The organism is Albidovulum sediminis, assembly GCF_025380365.1.
Lineage (GTDB): Bacteria > Pseudomonadota > Alphaproteobacteria > Rhodobacterales > Rhodobacteraceae > Albidovulum > Albidovulum sediminis.
This window is the reverse complement of sequence record NZ_JAOCQF010000001.1, coordinates 774,974-790,756: the sequence shown is the minus strand read 5'-3', so window position 1 is coordinate 790,756 and position 15,783 is coordinate 774,974. Positions and strand designations below refer to the sequence as shown.

The window sequence follows — 15,783 nt, the reverse complement described above, 5'->3', positions numbered from 1 at the left end:
TCGGAACCTGTGGTTGGGGGCGCGCGGGACGCGTGCCGGAGTCGGATCGCGGGCCTGCTAGCACGGGCGCGCGGATTTGAAAAGGTCGCGCGGGCGGCACCGGCGGGAGCCTCCGGCGGGAGTATTTGGCGCCAGAATGAAAGCGGGGCGCTTTCCGTCCCGCGCGGGCTCTGCTAAGGCGCCGCCATGCTCAGGATTTCAGACATCACCTATTCGGTCGAGGGCCGCCCTTTGTTCGAGGGCGCCAGTGCGACGATTCCCACCGGCCACAAGGTCGGTCTTGTCGGCCAGAACGGCACCGGCAAGACCACGCTCTTCCGCCTGATCCGGGGCGAACTGGCGCTGGAGGGTGGCGAGATCACGCGCCCCGCCCGCTCCCGCGTGGGGGGGGTGGCGCAGGAGGTGCCGTCGTCGTCGACCTCGCTGATCGACACGGTGCTGGCCGCCGACACCGAGCGGGCCGCGCTGATGGCCGAGGCGGAGACGGCAACGGACCCGCACCGCATCGCCGATATCCAGCACCGCCTGGCCGACATCGACGCCTGGTCGGCGGAGGCGCGCGCCTCGTCGATCCTGCGCGGGCTGGGCTTCGACACCGAGGACCAGCGCCGGCCCTGTTCGGATTTCTCCGGCGGCTGGCGGATGCGGGTGGCATTGGCGGGCGTTCTCTTCGCGCAGCCAGACCTGCTGCTTCTTGACGAGCCGACCAACTACCTCGACCTTGAAGGCGCGCTGTGGCTGGAAAGCTACCTGGCGAAGTATCCGCACACGGTCATTGTCATCAGCCACGACCGCGGGCTTCTGAACCGCGCGGTGGGCGCGATCCTGCACCTGGAAAACCGCAAGCTGACGCTCTGGTCGGGGGGGTATGACACCTTTGCCCGCTCGCGCGCGGAGCAGCGCGCGGTGCAGGCGGCCGAGGCCAAGAAGCAGGAGGCGCGGCGGGCGCATCTGCAAAGCTTCGTCGACCGCTTCAAGGCCAAGGCGTCGAAGGCCGTGCAGGCGCAGAGCCGGGTCAAGATGCTGGAGAAGATGACACCAATCCTGGCGCCCGAGGAGGCGAAGAAGGTCGTCTTCACCTTCCCCGCGCCCGAGCAGCTGTCCCCGCCGATCATCACGCTGGACGGGGCCGCGGTGGGCTATGGCGGCGCGCCGGTGCTGAGGCGGCTGAACCTGCGCATCGACCAGGACGACCGGATCGCCCTTCTGGGCAGGAACGGCGAGGGAAAATCCACGCTTTCCAAGCTTCTGGCGGGAAAACTTGAGGTGTGCGAGGGCAAGATCACGCGATCCTCGAAGCTTCGGATCGGCTATTTTGCCCAGCATCAGGTGGATGAGCTGCACCTGGACGAGACGCCGCTTCAGCACATCCGGCGCCTCAGACCGGAGGAGCACCAGGCGAAGCTGCGGGCGCGGCTGGCGGGTTTTGGCCTGGGCGCGGACCAGGCCGATACCGTCGTGGCGCGGCTTTCGGGCGGGCAGAAGGCGCGGCTGTCACTTGTGCTGGCGACGATCGACGCGCCGCATCTCCTGATCCTCGACGAACCGACCAACCACCTCGACATCGAAAGCCGCGAGGCGCTGGTGGAGGCGCTGACCGAATATTCCGGCGCCGTCATCCTCGTCTCCCACGACATGCACCTGCTGGGGCTGGTCGCGGACCGGCTGTGGCTGGTCAAGGGTGGCGCGGTCGCGCCCTACGGGCAAGACCTCGACGCCTACCGGCGAGAGCTTCTGGCCGGCGACGAGGCCGAGAAGCCGGCGGCCAGACCGAAGGAAAAGCCCGCCCGCCCCCCGCGCGAGACGGTGCTGGCGATGAAGGCCGAGGTGCGCCGCTGCGAGGAAAGGCTGGCCAAGCTGAACGATATGCGCGACAAGTTGTCGGTGAAGCTGGCCGATCCGGAGCTTTACGCCCGCCCCGACGAAGCCGCCGTCTGGCAGAAGAAATATGCCGAGGTGATGGAGGGGCTCGACCGGGCCGAGGCGCTTTGGCTGAAGGCGGCGGAAAAGCTCGAGGCGGCAGAGGCATAGGCAGTGGACCCGCAATTCTACCTGACCGCGCTGGTGACGCTTTTCGTGATCGTCGATCCGATCGCGCTGGCGCCCCTGTTCATCGCGCTGACGCAGGGGATGAGTGTCGCCCATCGCCGCGCGGTGGCGCTGCGCGCCTGCCTGATCGCGGCGGTGCTGATGACGCTGTTCGGGCTCCTGGGCGACAATATCCTGAGCGTGATCGGCATCTCCATGCCCGCCTTCCGCATCTCGGGCGGCATCCTTCTCTTCGTCACCGCGCTCGACATGCTGTTCGAGCGGCGCACCCAGCGGCGCGAGGGGCAGCACGCCGATCCCGCGCACGATCCTTCGGTCTTTCCGCTGGCGACGCCACTCATCGCCGGGCCGGGGGCGTTCACGACGATGATCCTGCTGGTCAACAACTCGCCCGCCACGGGGCTGGCGCATACGCTTGCGATCCATGCCGTCATGGTGATCGTTATCGCCTCGGCCTTCGTCTTCTTCCTCGCCGCGCCGGTGATCGAGCGGCTTCTGGGCCGCACCGGGATCGTCGTCATCACCCGGCTTCTGGGGATGCTTCTGGCGGCGCTGTCGGTGCAGTTCGTGCTGGATGGCATCCGCGGCACCGGCCTGATCTGAGGGGGCGCGCGGGTGAGCGGCGACGATCTCGGACGGCTCGCCTATCTGGTCCTGCTGCTGATGGTGGTCGGCGGCTACTTCCTTGCGCAGGGGCGGCGCAACCTGGGGCGGACGGCGCAGCAGGCGGCGATCTGGGCCTTCATCTTCATCGGCGTGATCGTGGCCTATGGCCTCTGGGGGGACCTGCGCCGCACGGTCGTGCCCGAGGCGATGCGGCTGAGCGAGGGCGGGCTTGAGGTCGACGCCTCCGCGGACGGGCATTTCTACCTGACGGCCGAGGTGAACGGGGCGAAGGTCCTCTTCGTCGTCGATACCGGCGCCAGCCAGATCGTGCTGACGCGGCGCGATGCCGAACGCGCGGGTCTCAACCCCGACGCCCTGGGCTATTTCGGCCGCGCCCAGACGGCGAACGGCGTGGTGCAGACCGCGCCGGTGCGGCTGGAAAGCTTCACCCTCGGCCCCTTCACCGACCGCGACCTCGCGGCCGTCGTCAACGCGGGCGATCTGGATACCTCGCTTCTGGGGATGAGCTATCTGGGGCGGTTCGAGCTGACGCTCTCCGGCGAGCGCCTGGTGCTCAGGCGCTAGGGCTGACGCGCGCCGGCGCTTTCCGCCTTCTTCTGCCAGCGGCCGCCCTCCTCGCTCCAGTATTCGGCCGGGATGCCGGCGGCGGTCAGGCTGCGCCACTGGCCGCGCGCGGCCTCGACCGCGGCGGTGTCGGTCCCGTCGAAGATCACGCAGACCCGTTCCAGCTCGCGCGCCTCCTCGGCCGCGACCGGGGCGCCGTCGATGCTCATCAGGCATTGCGCGCCGTTCGGGCGCTCCGCCCCGGTCGTCAGCAGGATCGGCTGCAGCGCGTCATGCGGGCCGCCCGCCCGCCCGTGCGGCAGGAACCCGTCCTCCTCGCCCAGCCAGAGCGCCTGGTCGAGATGGTCGAGCCGCGCCGCATCCCGCCCGCGCACCACCACGTGCCAGCCCGCCTGCAGCGACCGCACCAGAAGCGACAGCAGCGCCTGGTCGAGGCCCGAGCGGGTCAGGTGGTAGAAGCGCGCGTCGCCCATCAGCGCTCGAGCAGGTCGCGGATCATCCGGTCGAGCGTCATCACCCCCCATCCGGTCGCCCCCTTGGGTGCCAGCGGGGTTTCGGCGGACTGGAGCGTCACACCGGCGATGTCGATGTGGCACCAGGGGGTCTCGTCGCGCACGAAGCGGCGCAGGAACTGCGCGGCGGTGATCGAGCCGCCGGGGCGGCCGCCAGTGTTCTTCATGTCGGCCAGCCGCGACTTGATCAGCTTGTCATAGCCCTCGCCCATCGGCAGTCGCCAGGCGCCCTCGCCCTCCGCCGCCGCCGCGGCAAGGAAGGCACCCGCCAGCTTGTCGTCGTTGGCGAAGACGCCGGCATGTTCGTGGCCAAGAGCGATGATGATCGCGCCGGTCAGCGTGGCAAGGTCGATCATGCCGCGCGGCTTGAACCGGTCCTGCGCGTACCAGAGCACGTCGGCCAGCACGAGCCGCCCCTCGGCGTCGGTGTTGATCACCTCGATCGTGTCGCCTTTCATCGAGCGGACGATGTCGCCCGGACGCTGGGCCTTGCCGTCGGGCATGTTCTCGACCAGCCCGACGATGCCGACGACATTGGCCCGCGCCCGGCGCAGCGCCAGCGTGCGCATCACGCCGGCGACGACGCCGGCGCCGCCCATGTCCATCGTCATCTCCTCCATCCCCGCCGCGGGCTTGATGGAGATGCCGCCGGTGTCGAAGACGACGCCCTTGCCGACCAGGGCCAGCGGAGCCTCGCCCTTCGCGCCGCCCATCCACTGCATGACAACCACGCGCGATGGGCTGTCGGACCCCTGCCCCACGCCCAGAAGCGCGCGCATGCCGAGCTTGGCGAGCGCGTCCTCCTCGAGGATCTCGACCTCGAGCCCAAGCTCCTGCATCGCGGCCAGGCGGGCGGCGAAGTCGGTCGTGGTCAGCACGTTTGCGGGTTCATTGACGAGGTCGCGGGTGAAGAACACGCCCTCGGCCAGCGCCATCAGCGGCTGCGCCGCCGCTGCGACCGCCTCGGGCCGGGTCACCGACAGCGTGACCGCGCCCTTCCCCGCCCGCTCGCCCGAGCGGTAGGCGTCGAAGTCGTAGGCGCGCAGGGCAAGGCCGAACGACAGGTCGGCCGCGCGTGGCTGCGCCCCGGCCAGCACGATCGCCCCGGCCTCGCCAAGCGCCTTGCCGATCGCGGCCCCGGCCTTGCGCGCCTCGGCCACGCTTGCCTTCAGCGGCAGTTTCACCAGCTGGACCGCCTCGGCCGCGAGCCCTGCGGGATAGGCGAGGTCCATCGCCTCGCCCGCCTTGAGCTTGGCCCAGGCCTTGCCCGCCATCGCCCGCGTGATCGCGCCCTTCATCAGCCGGTCGAGCCGTCGCGCCTCGGGCCCCGGGCCGCCCTCGGACGGGAGCAGCACGGCGAGGCGACCGGCAAAGGCCGCAAGCTCCCCGGCGGGGACGGTGGCAAAACGGATGTCTGCGGGTGTCGTCATGACGCTCTCCGGCATGGTTTGGCCGGACCCTAGCCAAGCCCGCCCGGATTGACCAGATATGAGTTCCCCCGGCCCCCACTTTGGGCTAGGGAAAGGGAAAGACGGAAGACGGGGGCGGCAGGAAGTGTCCAGATTCGACAGATACATGCTGTCGCAGCTGATGATGCTGTTCGGCTTCTTCGCGCTCGTGCTCGTGGCGGTCTACTGGGTCAACCGCGCGGTGCGGCTTTTCGACAGGCTGATCGCCGACGGGCAGTCGGCCTGGACGTTCCTGGAATTCACCGCGCTGACGCTGCCCTACGTCATCCGCATCGTCCTGCCCATCGCGGCCTTCATCGCCGCCGTCTACGCTACCAACCGCATGACCAGCGAAAGCGAGCTTGTGGTCATGCGCGCCACCGGCTTTTCGCCCTTCCGGATGGCGCGCCCGGTCGTCTTCTTCGGCCTGATCGTGGCGCTGATGATGGCGGTTCTGGTCCACCTCCTCGTGCCGGCCAGCCGCACCCGCCTTGCCGACCGCAACGACGACATCTCCGCCAACGTCTCGGCCCGGTTGCTGTCCGAGGGCACCTTCGTTCACCCGGGATCGGGCGTCACCTTCTACGTGCGGGAGATCACGCAAGCCGGCGAGTTGAAGGAGATCTTCCTCACCGATTCGCGGCAGTCCAACGGTCCCGCGCCGGGATCGACCACGACCTATACCGCGCAGCGCGCGCTGATCGTGCGCAGCGATACCGGGCCGAAGCTCGTCATGTTCGACGGCATGGCGCAGACTTTTGACGAGGGCTCGGCGCGACTTACGATCACGCGGTTTTCCGACTTCTCCTTCGACATCGGCGCGCTGGTCGCGCGCAGCGGCGGCCGCGCGGTCGGGATCGAGGAACTGTCGACGCCGGAGCTTCTGGCCGGGGCCCCCGAAACGCAGGCGCTGGTGGGCGAGGATCGTGCGGCGCTTCTGTACGAGGGGCACGAGCGGCTGGCCCAGCCGCTGATGGCGCTGGTGGCCGCGGTGCTGGGGTTCTCGGCGCTGATGCTGGGCGAATTCAGCCGGCTTGGCCTCTGGCGCCAGATCGCGCTGGCGGTCGGCTGCCTGATCGGCGTGCAGATGCTGATCAACGTGGCCACCGGCCTTGGCCGCGCTGATGCCACTCTCTGGCCGCTGGCCTATCTGCCGGCCGCGACCGGCCTTGCGGCGGCGGCGCTGATGCTGGTCCGGGCCGGCCGGGTGCGGCGGGTGCGGGCCCCGCTTCGGGGGGTAGCGGCATGACGCTGACCTTCTACGTCGCGCGGCGGTTCCTGCTGATGTTCCTGGCCATTTCGGGCGGGTTCGTAGTGCTTCTGGCCCTGATCGAGATGGTCGAGCAGGTGCGTCGCTTTTCCGGCATCGGGTTCGGCGAGGCGGCGGAGCTTGCGGCACTCAGCACGCCCGCCTCGCTCTACCGCATCCTGCCGCTGATCGTGATCCTGGCCACTGTCGGGCTTTTCCTCGCGCTGGCGCGCAGTTCCGAACTGGTGGTGATCCGCGCGGGCGGGCGGTCGGCGCTGGTGACGCTGATGGCGCCGGTCGTGACCGCGATCCTGATCGGGGTGCTGGCCGTCGCGGTCCTGAACCCGATCGCGGCGGGCACCACCAAGGCCTACGAACTCCGCTCCGGGCTGCACGGCGGATCGGCCAGCACGCTGTCGGTCACCGGCGAGGGGCTGTGGCTGCGCCAGGGCGGGGCCGAGGGGCAGACGGTGATCCACGCCGACCGCTCCAACACCGACGGGACCGTGCTCTGGGGCGTGACCTTCATGACCTTTACGCCCGACGGCATGCCGGCGCGGCGCATCGCCGCCGCGCGCGCGGTGCTGGAGCCGGGCGGCTGGCGGCTGGCGAACGCCAAGCAGTGGGACCTGGAGCCCGGCGGCAACGCCGAGGCGGGCGCCACCCGCGCGACCGAACTTGCGCTGCCCTCCGACCTGACGGCGGACCGGATCCGCGACAGCTTCGGCCAGCCCTCGGCCATCCCGATCTGGGATCTGCCGGGCTTCATCGCCGGGCTGCAGCGGGCGGGCTTTTCGGCGCGCGCGCATCTTGTCTGGTTCCAGATGGAACTTGCGCTGCCGCTGCTTCTGGCCGCGATGGTGCTGATCGGCGCCGGCTTCACCATGCGCCACGTCCGCTTCGGGCGCACCGGGCTGATGGTCCTGCTTGCCATCGTCTCGGGCTTTGCCTTCTTCTTCCTGCGCAACTTCGCGCAGGTCCTGGGCGAAAACGGGCAGATCCCCGTCGCGCTCGCCGCCTGGAGCCCGCCGGTCGCGGCGACGTTCCTGTCGCTCGGCCTTGTCCTGCACCTGGAGGAAGGATGATCCGCGCGCGCACCCTGCTGGCCCTTTGGCTGCTCGCCGCCGGCCCCGCCGCGGCGCAGGATGCGGCAACGCTGGTCGCGGACCGCATGTTTCTGACCGGCACCGGCACGCTGACTGCCGAGGGCCATGTCGAGGTCTTTTTCGAAGGGGCGCGGCTGACCGCCGCCGCGATCGTCTACGACCCGGCCTCCGACAACCTGACGATCCGGGGGCCGGTGACGCTGGACGACGGGCGCGGCGTGCTGCTCATGGCCGATGGCGCGACGCTGTCGCGCGAGATGACCGACGGCATCCTCGACAGCGCGCGGATGGTGATCAACCAGCAGATGCAGATCGCCTCGAACCGGGTCGTGCGCGAGGCGGGCCGGTATACGCGGATGGAACGCGTCGTCGCCTCGGCCTGCGAGGTCTGCCCGTCGAACCCGGTGCCCCTGTGGGAAATCCGCGCCGAACGGGTGACCCACGACCAGGAGGAACGCCAGCTTTACTTCGACCATGCGCAGTTCCGGGTCATCGGCGTGCCGATCTTCTACGCCCCCTGGCTCAGGATGCCCGACCCGACGCTCGACCGCGCCACCGGGTTCCTGCTGCCCGGCATCCGCTCCACGTCGAACCTCGGGGTCGGCGTGAAGGTTCCCTACTTCATCACACTCGGCGACAGCCGCGACGTGACGCTGACGCCCTATCTCTCGGGGCGGACCACGACGCTCGAATTCCGCTACCGGCAGGCCTATGTGAACGGCAGGGTCGAGGTCGAGGGCGCGGTGTCGCGCGACGACGTCCTGCCCGACGAAACCCGCGGCTATCTCTTCGGCACCGGCAGCTTCGCCCTGCCCGACAATTTCCAGCTGACCGGCGAGTTGCGGATCGTTTCCGACCCGGCCTATCTGCTCGACTACGGCGTGTCCGACGACGACCGGCTGCGCAGCGGCATCGACATCACCCGGACGCGGCGCAACGAATACATCCTCGGCTCGATCGCGAACTACCACTCGATCCGCGAGGGCGAGGGCAACACGACCACGCCCACGGCACTTGGCGCGCTGGTCTATGAACGCCGCTTTGCCCCGGCCTACCTGGGCGGCGAGGGCGGGTTCCGCTTCCAGACCAACGGGTTCTACCGCCCCTCGGACGTGGACATCGACACCAACGGCGACGGCGTGGCCGATGGCCGCGACGTGGCGCGCGCCTCGATCGGGCTCGACTGGCGGCGCAACTGGGTCAGCGACGGCGGCCTCGTCTTTTCGGGCATGTTCGATGTCACGTCCAGCTTCTACGCCATTTCGCAGGATGCCGCCTTCCCCGGCACCGTGACGCGTTCGACCGCCTCGCTCGGGGCGGAGTTGCGCTGGCCGCTGATCAAGGCGGGGGCGGACGGCGCCGCCCATGTGCTCGAACCGGTGGCCCAGATTGTCTGGTCGCCCGAGAGCAGCGAGACGGTCCCGAACGAGGACAGTTCGCTGGTGGAATTCGACGAGGGCAACCTGTTCTCGCTCGACCGCTTCGCCGGCCTCGACCTGCGCGAGGAAGGCCTGCGCACCAACCTCGGGCTGGCCTGGACGCGCTACGACCCCGAGGGGTGGAACCTTTCGCTGGCGGGCGGGCGCGTCTTCCGCAGCCGCGACCTCGGCCAGTTCACCGAAAGCTCCGGGCTGGCCGGGACCGCCTCGGACTGGCTCGTATCGGGGCAGGTGCAGACCCCCGGCGGGCTGAACTTCGTCGGCCGCGCGCTGTTCGCCGACGATCTGAGCCTGACGCGCAACAGCCTGGCGCTGGCCTGGCAGACGCCCGACTACGGGGTCACCGCCGGCTACCTGATGCTCGAATCCGACCTTGCCGAGGACCGCCCCGAGGACACGCAGGAAGTCACGCTGGCCGGCTACTGGCAGATGAGCGAGGGCTGGCGCGGGCGCTTCGAGGGGCGGCACGACTTCACCGCCGACCGCACCGGCTTTGCCGGCCTCGGGTTCGAGTACCGGACCGAATGCGCGCTGATTGATCTTTCCCTCTCGCGTCGGTTCACGTCCTCGACTAGTGTGACGCCCACGACGGATTTCAACCTGTCGGTCACGCTGGGCGGGATCGGATCGGGTTATGACGGACGATCGTACCGGCGCACCTGCGCCCGATAAACCGGGGCAAGCCCCGACGACACGAAAAGAAGAGCAGACGGACTGTGACGATGCGCGTGATCCCCCTTCTTATCGGCCTCGCCCTGACCCTGCTTGCGCCGGTGGCGCAGGCGCAGGGGGGCTTCGAACCCGTCCTGACCGTGAACGGCCGCGTCATCACGGGCTATGAGCTGGAACAGCGCATCCTCTTTCTCGACATTCTCCGGGTGCCGGGCGATCACGCAGCGGACGCCGAACGCGGCCTGATCGAGGACCGCCTGCGCCTCGATGCGGCCAAGCGCGAGGGCATCACCATCACGCCCGAACAGCTGACCGCGGGGATGGAGGAATTTGCCGGGCGCGCCAACCTGACGCTCGACCAGTTCCTCGAGGCGATCGGCCAGGGCGGCATTTCCGCCGAAACCTACCGCGACTTCGTCAACGCCGGGCTTTTGTGGCGCGAGGTCGTGCGCGCCCGTTTCGCCAACCGGACCTTCGTCACCGATGCGGATATCGCGCGGGCGATGTCGGTCGAACAGGGCCGCGGAGCCGGGCCGCGCGTGCTGATTTCCGAAATCCTGATCCCGACCTCGCCGGCCACCTTCGCGGACCAGCGCGACCTGGCCGAGGAACTGTCGCAGACCGCGACGAGCGAGGGCGCCTTTGCCGCTGCCGCGCGCGAACATTCCGCCGCGCCGTCGCGCGAGAATGGCGGCCAGATCGGCTGGATCCCCGTCACCAACCTGCCGCCGCAGTTGCGCCCGGTGGTGATGCAGATGCAGCCGGGTCAGGTCAGCCCCCCGGTCGCCGTTGCCAATGCCATCGCGCTGATCCGTTTGCGCGCGGTCGATCAGGGCGGCCCGATCGAGCCCGCCAACATCACCGTGGACTATCTCCAGTATCTGATCCCCGGCGCCGGCACGCCCGAGGCCGAAGCCGAGGTCGCCCGTGTCCGCGCCACCGCGCAAAGCTGCGGCGAACTTCTGGAATATTCGCGCAAGCTGCCCGCGGACCGGCTGGAGCGGCAGACGCAGGCGCTGTCGCAGGTGCCCTCCGACGTCGCCGCGGCGCTGGCGGACCTGGACGAGAACGAGACCTCCGCATCGCTCCGCCGCGGCAGCACGCAGGTTCTGCTGATGCTCTGCGACCGCAACGCCTTCACCGCGCTGGGATCGGCAGAAATTCCGGTGACCGCCGCCACCTCCGCCGAAGGGGACGAACGCCCGACGCTGGACAAGGCCCTGGGCTTCGACCGCGGCCCCTCGCTCGATACCGTGCGGGCCGAGGTCGTGGATCAGCGGCTGAGCGCGCTGGCCGGCATCTACCTGGCCGAACTGCGCGCCGAAGCCGTCATCACCCGCCCATGACCCTGCGCGCGGCTGCGCGCCCCGCCCCGCGCCCCATTGCGCTGACCTGCGGCGAGCCGTCGGGCATCGGGCCGGAGATCGCCGCGAAGGCGCGCGCCATCCTCGGCGCGAACCTGCCGTTCTTCTGGATCGGCGACCCGCGCCACCTTCCCCCCGGCACGCCCTGGCAGGAGATCGCCGGCCCGGCCGGGGCGGCAAAGGTCACGCCCGGCACGCTGCCGGTGCTGCGCCACGACTTCCCCGCCGCCGCCGTCCCCGGCCGCCCCGATCCGGCAAACGCGCCCGCGGTCGTCGCCGTGATCTCCCGCGCCGTGGGCCTGATGCAGGCCGGCGAGGCCGCTGCCGTCACCACCGCGCCAATCAGCAAGAAGGCGCTGAAGGACGGCGCGGGCTTCGCCGTTCCGGGCCATACCGAATACCTCGCCGCGCTGGCCGGGGTTGATCGGGTTGTGATGATGCTGGCCTGCCCCGACCTGCGCGTGGTGCCGGTGACGATCCACATCCCGCTGGCCGAGGTGCCCGCCACGCTGACGCCTGCCCTGCTGGAGGAGACGATCCGCATCACCCGCCACGGGCTGACCGAAAGCTTCGGGCTGGCCGCGCCCCGCATCGCCGTCGCGGGGCTGAACCCCCACGCGGGCGAGGGCGGAACGATGGGGGCCGAAGAACAACGGATCATCGCCCCCGTGCTCGACCGCCTGCGGGCCGAGGGGATGGCGATCGCCGGGCCGCTGCCCGCCGACACGATGTTCCACCCCGCTGCGCGGGCGGGCTATGACGTGGCTGTCTGCATGTATCACGATCAGGCGCTGATCCCGATCAAGACGCTCGACTTCGCGGGCGGGGTCAACGTCACGCTGGGCCTGCCATTCGTGCGCACCTCGCCCGACCACGGCACCGCCTTCGACATCGCGGGACGGGGCCTTGCCGACCCGTCGAGCCTTGTCGCGGCTCTCCGCATGGCCGAAGACATGGCGCGCGCGCGGGGGCTGGCCTGATGGCCGCGATCGACGGTCTGCCGCCCCTGCGCGAGGTGATCGCCCGGCACGGGCTTTCCGCCCGCAAGAGCCTGGGGCAGAACTTCCTATTGGACCTGAACCTGACGGCCAAGATCGCGCGCGTGGCGGGCGACCTGTCGAACTCCGACGTGCTTGAGGTCGGCCCCGGCCCCGGCGGGCTGACGCGCGGGCTTCTGGCCGAAGGTGCGCGCCGCGTGCTGGCGGTGGAGAAGGACGACCGCTGCCTGCCCGCGCTGGCGGAGATCGCCGCCGCCTATCCCGGCCGGCTCGAGGTGATGAATGCCGACGCGCTGTCGATCGACCCGCTCGCGCATCTGACGCCACCGATCCGCGTCGTCGCCAACCTGCCCTACAACGTCGGGACCGAACTGCTGGTGCGCTGGCTGACGCCGCCCGTCTGGCCGCCGGTGTGGTCGAGCCTGACGCTGATGTTCCAGAAAGAGGTGGCCGAGCGCATCGTCGCGCGGCCCGGATCGAAGGCCTACGGGCGCCTCGCAATCCTCGCACAATGGCGTTGCGAGGCGAAGATCGTCCTGACGCTGCCGCCCGAGGCCTTCACCCCGCCGCCGAAGATCCATTCGGCGGTGGTGCACCTGACCGCCCTGCCCGAGCCGCGCTACCCCGCCGATCCCGCGGTGCTGAGCCGTGTCGTCGCGGCCGCCTTCAACCAGCGGCGCAAGATGCTGCGCGCGAGCCTGCGCGGCGTAGCACCCGACATCGAGGCGCGCCTTGCGGCGGCGGGCATCGACCCGACCGCGCGGGCGGAAGACATATCGCTCGAAGGGTTCTGCGCGCTCGCGCGCGCTGTCTCGGGCCGCTGAGGCGGTTCCTTCCGGCCTTGCGGCCCCGGTTCAGCCCGCGGCCGAGGTCTTGCCGTCGCTGGTGTCCGGCGCGGCGCCGCCGTCCCCGGACTCGCCCCGCTTTTCGCGCGGACGGCGCGGCCCGCGCGGTGCGCCCTCGCCGCGGGGCTTGCGTTCCTTGCGCGCCCCGTCATCCTTGCGCGCCCCGTCGTCCCTACGTGCGGTTTCCGCGGGGGAATCCGTTTCCTCACCCGCCTCCGTCACCGGCGGGAGCGTCCGTTCCTCGGCGACCGAAGCGCGGGTTTCCGGCGTTTCGACCAGCCCCGGACCCTCGTCCGTGTCGGTCCCGAAGTCGAGACCCGGCGCCTCGCCGATGTCCTCTGGCGCGTCAGTGCGCTGGTCGTAGCGGTCGCGCCCGCCCTGCCCGCGCTCGCCGTTCTGGCCGCCCTGGTGGTGCTGGCCCTGCTGCTGGCGCAGTTCCTGTTCGCGCTGCATCTCGCGCTGCGCCTCACCCAGAAGCCGGGTGTAGTGTTCGGCGTGCTGGAGGAAGTTCTGCTCGGCCACGCGGTCGTTCGACAGATGGGCGTCGCGCGCCAGCATCAGGTACTTGTCGATGATCTGCTGCGGCGTTCCGCGAACCTTGCCCTCGGGCCCGGAACTGTCGAACACGCGGTTGATGATGTTGCCAAGCGAACGCTGGCGGTTCGACTTCGAACGCGAACGGGATTTTGAGGATCTCATGTGCTTTCGTGTATTGGGGCAAGCAAATTCTCTGGCCTCGCCCGGAGAGCGACCCCAGCCAGAAGGCTTTCAGATCGCGGCACCGTCATTTCGGGCGAAACGCGACGGTCGGACCCAGGTCCTCACATCACGGTTTCTGTATGCACGATGCACCGCGCAAGACAAGCCGATTCTGCGTGAGGTCCGGAAAGCCGGGAAAAAATGCGGCAAATAGCACGCAGATGCGGCGGTATGCCGCTCAGCAACTGCCGCAGTCGTCGGCGTCACCGGCCTTCGTCGCGATCACCACGCGGTCGCGCCCGTCGAGGTCGGGGCGGATTTCCACGCAGTCGAACCCGCCTGCCCGCAACAGCGCCCTGACCGCCGCGCCCTGCGTCGGCCCGATTTCGAGGATGAGCCGACCGCCCGCCATCAGCCGCGCGCCGGCCCCGCGCGCGATGGCGCGGTAGGCGTCGAGCCCGTCGCCACCGGGGGTCAGCGCGCCCTGCGGTTCCCAGTCGCGCACCTCGGGCGAAAGTGCGGCCATCTCCTCCGCCGCGATGTAGGGCGGGTTCGACAGGACCAGGTCGAACCGCCCCGGCACTGCCGCGAACCAGTCGGACCGAAGGAAGCGCGCCCGCGCCGCAAGGCCGAGGGCGACCGCGTTTTCCTCAGCCACCGCCAGCGCGGCGGGCGAGATGTCGGTGCCCGTGCCGGTCGCGAAAGGCATGCCGGCAAGGCAGGACAGCAGGATGCAGCCGGTCCCGGTGCCGAGGTCGAGCGCCTTGACGAACGGCCGTTCAAGCGCGGCCGCCACCAGAACCTCGGTCTCTGGCCGGGGGTCGAGCGTGTCGCGCGTGACCTTGAAGGATCGGCCCCAGAAAAGCCGCCGCCCGGTGATCTGCGCGACCGGCTGGCGCGCCGCCCGCGCCGACACCGCCGCTTCGAAGGCCGCGGAGGCCTCGGGCGAAAGCGGTTCCGGCAGGATCAGCGTCACCCGGTCAGGCGGAATGGAAAGCGCATGCGCGAGCAGGAGCCGCGCGTCGCGCGCCGGTTCCGCCACCCCCGCCGCAGCCAGCTGCGGCACCGCCGCCCGCAGCGCATCCGCCGCCGTGAGGAGGCCCGTCTCCGTCGGGGTGCCGCTCATCCCTCCATCTCGGCCAGTTTCGCGGCCTGGTCATGGGCGACGAGCGCGTCGATGACCTCGGTCAGGTCGCCCTCCATGACCTGGTCGAGCCGGTAGAGGGTCAGGTTGATGCGGTGGTCGGTCATCCGGCCTTGCGGGAAGTTGTAGGTGCGGATGCGCTCCGACCGGTCGCCCGAGCCCACCTGCGCGCGCCGGTCGGCGGCGCGTGCCGCATCCGCCCGCGTCCGCTCCTGATCGTAAAGCCGCGCCCGGAGGACGGCCATCGCGTTGGCGCGGTTCTGGTGCTGCGACTTTTCCGACGAGGTGACGACGATCCCGGTCGGAATATGCGTGATGCGCACGGCGCTGTCGGTGGTGTTCACATGCTGTCCGCCCGCGCCCGAGGCACGCATCGTGTCGATGCGGATATCCGTCGCGGGAATCTCGATCTCCACCTCCTCGGCCTCGGGCAGGACGGCGACGGTCGCGGCCGAGGTGTGGATGCGCCCGCCGGCCTCGGTTTCCGGCACGCGCTGCACGCGGTGGACGCCGCTTTCGTACTTGAGGCGGGCAAAGACGCCCTCCCCCTCGATCCGCGCCATGGCTTCCTTGACGCCGCCCAACTCGCTTTCGCTCAGTTCCAGCAGGTCGAACCGCCAGCCCTGCGCCTCGGCGTGCTTCTGGTACATGCGGAGCAGGTCGCCCGCGAAAAGGGCGGCCTCCTCCCCCCCCGTGCCGGGGCGGATCTCGAGGATCGCCGGGCGGGCGTCGGCCGCGTCCTTGGGCAGGAGCGCGATCCTGAGCCGCCCCTCCATCTCGGGGATACGCGCCTTCAGGACCGGCAGTTCGTCCTCGGCCAGCGCCTTCATCTCGGGATCGGCGAGCATCGCCTCGGCCTCCGCCAGATCGGTCAGCGCCTGGCGGTAGGCCGCGATCTCTTGGACCACCGGCTTCAGGTCGGAATACTCGCGGCTGAGCGCCGCGATCTCGCCCGGCGGCGCGCCGGACGAGAGTTTCGCCTCGAGAAAGTCGAAGCGCCGCACGATCTGGTCAAGCTTGTCCAAGGGTACCATGGGCGCGATGTGCCCTCAGTCCCGGCGGCGGTC

The 15,783-nt window shown here is 70.1% G+C and carries 14 protein-coding genes; 9 read left to right on the top strand and 5 right to left on the bottom strand.

What is annotated here, in order from left to right; all coding sequences use genetic code 11:
- Nucleotides 1-186 precede the first annotated feature (186 nt).
- From N5I32_RS03880 to N5I32_RS03870, 3 genes are read left to right on the top strand one after another with little or no spacing between them, the layout of a single operon-like run.
- Nucleotides 187-2,031 (top strand): ABC-F family ATP-binding cassette domain-containing protein, encoded by a 1,845-nt coding sequence (locus N5I32_RS03880; protein WP_261494077.1) that lies wholly within the window; start codon nt 187-189, stop codon nt 2,029-2,031.
- Between the two features lie 3 nt (nt 2,032-2,034).
- Complete coding sequence (locus N5I32_RS03875; protein WP_261494076.1) at nt 2,035-2,652, top strand: MarC family protein; 618 nt, start codon at nt 2,035-2,037, stop codon at nt 2,650-2,652.
- Nucleotides 2,653-2,664: 12 nt separating this feature from the next.
- Nucleotides 2,665-3,240, top strand: a complete 576-nt coding sequence (locus tag N5I32_RS03870) for a retropepsin-like aspartic protease family protein (protein WP_261494075.1) — start codon at nt 2,665-2,667, stop codon at nt 3,238-3,240.
- Here the strand turns inward: N5I32_RS03870 and N5I32_RS03865 are convergent.
- Complete coding sequence (locus N5I32_RS03865; RefSeq protein WP_261494074.1) at nt 3,237-3,713, bottom strand: DNA polymerase III subunit chi; 477 nt, start codon at nt 3,711-3,713, stop codon at nt 3,237-3,239. The two genes, N5I32_RS03870 and N5I32_RS03865, sit on opposite strands and share 4 nt — an antisense overlap.
- Nucleotides 3,713-5,182, bottom strand: a complete 1,470-nt coding sequence (locus N5I32_RS03860; RefSeq protein ID WP_261494073.1) for a leucyl aminopeptidase — start codon at nt 5,180-5,182, stop codon at nt 3,713-3,715. The genes N5I32_RS03865 and N5I32_RS03860 overlap by 1 nt, the downstream gene beginning before the upstream one ends.
- A 124-nt stretch (nt 5,183-5,306) precedes the next feature.
- Here N5I32_RS03860 and lptF point away from each other — a divergent pair, with 124 nt between their 5' ends.
- The 6 genes from lptF to rsmA are packed head-to-tail and all read left to right on the top strand — an operon-like array spanning nt 5,307 to nt 12,852.
- Complete coding sequence (lptF, locus tag N5I32_RS03855; protein WP_261494072.1) at nt 5,307-6,449, top strand: LPS export ABC transporter permease LptF; 1,143 nt, start codon at nt 5,307-5,309, stop codon at nt 6,447-6,449.
- Complete coding sequence (gene lptG / locus N5I32_RS03850) at nt 6,446-7,534, top strand: LPS export ABC transporter permease LptG (protein WP_261494071.1); 1,089 nt, start codon at nt 6,446-6,448, stop codon at nt 7,532-7,534. The genes lptF and lptG overlap by 4 nt, the downstream gene beginning before the upstream one ends.
- On the top strand, nt 7,531-9,666 hold the full coding sequence (locus tag N5I32_RS03845) for an LPS-assembly protein LptD (protein ID WP_261494070.1): 2,136 nt from the start codon (nt 7,531-7,533) through the stop codon (nt 9,664-9,666). Before lptG ends, N5I32_RS03845 begins: the two co-directional genes overlap by 4 nt.
- Before the next feature lie 50 nt (nt 9,667-9,716).
- The gene (locus tag N5I32_RS03840; RefSeq protein ID WP_261494069.1) at nt 9,717-11,012 is read left to right on the top strand and encodes a peptidylprolyl isomerase; all 1,296 of its coding nucleotides are present in this window, start codon (nt 9,717-9,719) and stop codon (nt 11,010-11,012) included.
- Nucleotides 11,009-12,010 (top strand): 4-hydroxythreonine-4-phosphate dehydrogenase PdxA, encoded by a 1,002-nt coding sequence (gene pdxA / locus N5I32_RS03835; RefSeq protein ID WP_261494068.1) that lies wholly within the window; start codon nt 11,009-11,011, stop codon nt 12,008-12,010. Before N5I32_RS03840 ends, pdxA begins: the two co-directional genes overlap by 4 nt.
- Entirely contained in the window at nt 12,010-12,852 is an 843-nt protein-coding gene (rsmA, locus tag N5I32_RS03830) for a 16S rRNA (adenine(1518)-N(6)/adenine(1519)-N(6))-dimethyltransferase RsmA (protein WP_261494067.1), read from the top strand. Before pdxA ends, rsmA begins: the two co-directional genes overlap by 1 nt.
- A 30-nt stretch (nt 12,853-12,882) precedes the next feature.
- On the opposite strand, the gene N5I32_RS03825 is transcribed toward rsmA, so the two are convergent.
- The 3 genes from N5I32_RS03825 to prfA all read right to left on the bottom strand — a co-directional run bounded on the left by N5I32_RS03825 (nt 12,883) and on the right by prfA (nt 15,750).
- The gene (locus N5I32_RS03825; protein ID WP_261494066.1) at nt 12,883-13,572 is read right to left on the bottom strand and encodes a DUF4167 domain-containing protein; all 690 of its coding nucleotides are present in this window, start codon (nt 13,570-13,572) and stop codon (nt 12,883-12,885) included.
- Between the two features lie 238 nt (nt 13,573-13,810).
- Nucleotides 13,811-14,698: a peptide chain release factor N(5)-glutamine methyltransferase gene (prmC, locus tag N5I32_RS03820; protein WP_261494065.1), complete on the bottom strand. Its 888-nt coding sequence runs from the start codon at nt 14,696-14,698 to the stop codon at nt 13,811-13,813.
- Complete coding sequence (gene prfA / locus N5I32_RS03815) at nt 14,695-15,750, bottom strand: peptide chain release factor 1 (RefSeq protein ID WP_261494064.1); 1,056 nt, start codon at nt 15,748-15,750, stop codon at nt 14,695-14,697. The genes prmC and prfA overlap by 4 nt, the downstream gene beginning before the upstream one ends.
- Between the last annotated feature and the right edge of the window lie 33 nt (nt 15,751-15,783).

Excerpts from the sequence above, each read along its gene's own strand:
- N5I32_RS03880 (WP_261494077.1), top strand. The coding sequence starts at position 187 with ATGCTCAGGATTTCAGACATCACCTATTCGGTCGAGGGCCGCCCTTTG.
- N5I32_RS03865 (WP_261494074.1), bottom strand. The coding sequence starts at position 3,713 with ATGGGCGACGCGCGCTTCTACCACCTGACCCGCTCGGGCCTCGACCAG.
- N5I32_RS03860 (WP_261494073.1), bottom strand. The coding sequence starts at position 5,182 with ATGACGACACCCGCAGACATCCGTTTTGCCACCGTCCCCGCCGGGGAG.
- lptG (WP_261494071.1), top strand. The coding sequence starts at position 6,446 with ATGACGCTGACCTTCTACGTCGCGCGGCGGTTCCTGCTGATGTTCCTG.
- N5I32_RS03845 (WP_261494070.1), top strand. The coding sequence starts at position 7,531 with ATGATCCGCGCGCGCACCCTGCTGGCCCTTTGGCTGCTCGCCGCCGGC.
- N5I32_RS03840 (WP_261494069.1), top strand. The coding sequence starts at position 9,717 with ATGCGCGTGATCCCCCTTCTTATCGGCCTCGCCCTGACCCTGCTTGCG.
- pdxA (WP_261494068.1), top strand. The coding sequence starts at position 11,009 with ATGACCCTGCGCGCGGCTGCGCGCCCCGCCCCGCGCCCCATTGCGCTG.
- rsmA (WP_261494067.1), top strand. The coding sequence starts at position 12,010 with ATGGCCGCGATCGACGGTCTGCCGCCCCTGCGCGAGGTGATCGCCCGG.
- N5I32_RS03825 (WP_261494066.1), bottom strand. The coding sequence starts at position 13,572 with ATGAGATCCTCAAAATCCCGTTCGCGTTCGAAGTCGAACCGCCAGCGT.
- prmC (WP_261494065.1), bottom strand. The coding sequence starts at position 14,698 with ATGAGCGGCACCCCGACGGAGACGGGCCTCCTCACGGCGGCGGATGCG.
- prfA (WP_261494064.1), bottom strand. The coding sequence starts at position 15,750 with ATGGTACCCTTGGACAAGCTTGACCAGATCGTGCGGCGCTTCGACTTT.